Genomic DNA, 360 nt, shown 5'->3' on the forward strand with positions numbered 1-360 from the left:
GGGTCAGGTCCGGGGCCTGCTGGGGGAGATCCAGCGGGGGATCAACACGTCGGTGATGCTGACCGAGGAGGCGGTGAAGCGGGCGGCGGCGGGCAAGACGCGCTCGGACACGACGCAGCGCACGATCGAGGAGATCACCGCGCGGGTGGAGGAGAACGTGCAGACGTTCCAGCAGATCGTGGCCTCGACCAACCAGCAGCAGCTGGGCATCGAGCAGGTGATGGGCGCCTTGCAGAACATCCGGCAGGCCAGCCAGCAGACGGCGGCCGGCACGCGCCAGGTCGAGGCGGCCTCGGCCAACCTCACCGAACTCGCCCAGGCGCTCATGGCGCTCGCCGAACGATACAGGCACTGAGGGCG

1 pseudogene is annotated in these 360 nt (G+C 69.7%); it reads left to right on the plus strand.

Going from position 1 to position 360, the window contains the following annotated elements:
* Nucleotides 1-355: pseudogene (locus tag MKK82_RS00160) on the plus strand (hypothetical protein); the annotation flags it as partial.
* Nucleotides 356-360: the final 5 nt, after the last annotated feature.

Origin of the sequence: Methylobacterium sp. E-046, assembly GCF_022829625.1 — a bacterium.
Classification (GTDB): domain Bacteria; phylum Pseudomonadota; class Alphaproteobacteria; order Rhizobiales; family Beijerinckiaceae; genus Methylobacterium; species Methylobacterium longum.